Source organism: Candidatus Cryosericum odellii, assembly GCF_003570935.1.
In the GTDB taxonomy this organism is placed as follows: Bacteria; Caldisericota; Caldisericia; order Cryosericales; family Cryosericaceae; genus Cryosericum; species Cryosericum odellii.
This window is the reverse complement of sequence record NZ_QXIU01000031.1, coordinates 1-2,459: the sequence shown is the minus strand read 5'-3', so window position 1 is coordinate 2,459 and position 2,459 is coordinate 1. Positions and strand designations below refer to the sequence as shown.

General features: G+C 53.8%; 3 protein-coding genes. 1 reads left to right on the top strand and 2 read right to left on the bottom strand.

Translation table 11 applies throughout. The features are described 5' to 3' along the window. A partial coding sequence (locus SMC5_RS01200) for an ABC transporter ATP-binding protein (protein WP_407079752.1) occupies positions 1–1,343 on the bottom strand: 1,343 nt, incomplete at its 3' end. 18 nt (positions 1,344–1,361) lie between these two features. Further along, positions 1,362–1,985, bottom strand: coding sequence for a TetR/AcrR family transcriptional regulator (locus SMC5_RS01195; RefSeq protein ID WP_119119263.1), 624 nt, complete (start codon positions 1,983–1,985; stop codon positions 1,362–1,364). Positions 1,986–2,220: 235 nt separating this feature from the next. Here SMC5_RS01195 and SMC5_RS01190 point away from each other — a divergent pair. After that, positions 2,221–2,459, top strand: a 239-nt coding sequence (locus SMC5_RS01190) for a nitroreductase family protein (RefSeq protein WP_207798939.1), incomplete at its 3' end; no start/stop codon positions are given.

Here is a 2,459-nt window from a genome sequence, read left to right as displayed (position 1 = left end):
GCCTGTGCCACATCGGCGGCGTGTGCCACTTCCATGTCCGTGGCGTCCTCCTTGCCGTAGCGGATGTTGTCTGCAACGGTGCCGGTGAAAAGGACGGCCTTCTGGGGCACAAAGCCGATCCTGTGTCTCAGATCCTCCTGCGAAAGCTCTCGTACATCCACGCCGTCAACCAGGACCTTGCCACTGCCCACCTCGTAGAACCGGGGGATGAGGCTGACCAGCGTGGTCTTTCCACTGCCGGTGCTGCCAATAATGGCTGTCGTCTCGCCGGGCTTTGCGTCGAAGCTGATATTGCTCAGGGCAGGCTCTTCGCCTCCGTCATAGCTGAAGGTAACGTCCTGGAAAGCCACATAACCCCGTTCTGCATCGGTCTGTCGTGTCTCAGCCGCGTCCGTTATCTCGGGGTGCGTCTCGAGCACCGCCATGATTCGGTCGCTTGCCGCCACACTGCGTGGCAACTGGATGAACAGCATTGTCAGCATGAGGATCGCTATCAGGATCTGAAGGGCGTACTGCATGAAGGCAAGCATCGGGCCCAGAGTAAGATTGCCACTGTTGATGCGCTCGCTGCCGAACCAGATGATCGCGATCGTGACGCCGTTCATTACGAGCATCATGAGCGGCATCAGTCCTGCCATGATGCGGTTCACGCTGATGTACGTATTGGTGACATCAGCGTTGGCCTGGTCAAAACGAGCCTTCTCATGGTCGATCCGATTGAACGCACGGATGACGCGGATACCAGTGAGGTTCTCGCGGACAACCTTCGTGATCTTGTCGATCTCGGCCTGAACTATGCCGAAGAGCGGTATGACCAGCCTCATCGCGATCACGATCACCACGGCGATGATCGGCAGAGCGACATACAGGATCCGCGTCAGCTTGGGGTCTGCGGCATAGGCAAGAAATGCGGCGCCAACACTGGTGAAGAGTGCGTTTGCGATCATGGTCAGGAATAGGACGGTGCTGGTCTGGACCTGGACGACGTCGTTTGTCGTCCTCGTGAGCAACGTCGACGCACCGAACTTGTCAAATTCGTGAAGGGAGAAGTTCTCAACGTGCGTGAAGATCTTGGCACGCAGGACCCTGCCCAGGCCCAGGGCTGACCGGGAAGCCATCAGGCTTGCCAGTACAGCACAGATCCCGCCCACTGCTGAAATCAGCAGCATGATGCCCCCTTCCTTCCAGATGTAGCCGGTATCGCCGGCAATGATGCCCTTGTCGACGATGTTTGACATCAACGTGGGCAGTTCAAGGTTGGCCCTGACCGACAGGTACATGAGTGCCACACCGACAATGATGAGAATGGTGAACTGCTTCAGATTCCGGTATATTTTGAACAGATTACGCACGGTACCACCTCAATGTCGAGTTGTCGTCTGTGATGCAGGCTGGAATATTCGCATGAGTATTTCGGGGTCAGGCATTGTTTCTATGGTTCCGGAGACTTTGAGTGAAGCAAGGCCGAGGATTGCTGAAAAGAACGTCTGAACAAGCTCCGCAGGATCTCCCTGCGCTATCTGGCCCTTGTGCTGTCCCTGTTCGATCACCTGGACCAGCATATCGAACGGTTTCCCTGAACCATGCGGGTGCTCAATTGGAAGAATGGGATATATACCGCTCGTCATGGCCTCCATCATGAGAACAAAGAGGTATCCTGCCGATTGGTGCTGTCCAACGCTCTTGAAGATTTGCGCGACCAGGGCCCTCATCTTATCGATCGGCTCCCTATCGTCTGCTTTCACTTGCTCAATCATGCATCTCGAGGAATCGACTGCGTTCTTGACCAGCTCGGCATAGATCTCATCCTTCGACTGGAAGTAGTGATACATAAGCCCATAGCTTATCCCTGCTTCCGTCGCAATGTCGCTCATTTTTGTGGCTGCGAAGCCTTTGTGTATGAAAACCTTCAACGCAGAAGCCAGGATCTGCTTCTGCCGATCGTCTTTGATCTGTACGTTTGCTTCTTCACTGCGAGGTGCCATCAGCAAAACCCCCTTTGATTGACTTGTCAGTCAACGATAGGTCAGTGTATGCTGAATCGTGTGAGAAACAACAGGTGAGCTTCACAGTTGGAATATGGATTGGCGTTCACGACCACTGCCCCGTGGGTAGCGTCATTTCGCAGAAACGTGTACAATAAGACTGCTCAGGATGTATGGAACAAGCAGGTTCCAATTAACTCAGAAGCAGAAAACAGATGATGAACAGGAGACTACCATGATAAAAGATCTAGTTTTGAAGAACAGGAGTTACCGCAGATTCTACGAAGATGTTGAGGTAGACAGCCAGACGCTGAGGGAGCTTGTCGACCTTGCAAGACTATCCGCTTCCGCCTCGAACAAACAACCTCTGCGGTACATGCTTGCTTGCACAAAGGAAAAGAATGCATTGATATTTCCGACCCTTGCCTGGGCTGACTACCTCAAGGATTGGAACGGACCGTCTGTCGGAGAGCG

What these genes read in the sequence shown, in the direction of transcription:
- SMC5_RS01195 (WP_119119263.1), bottom strand. Translation starts at nt 1,985, where the DNA reads ATGGCACCTCGCAGTGAAGAAGCAAACGTACAGATCAAAGACGATCGG.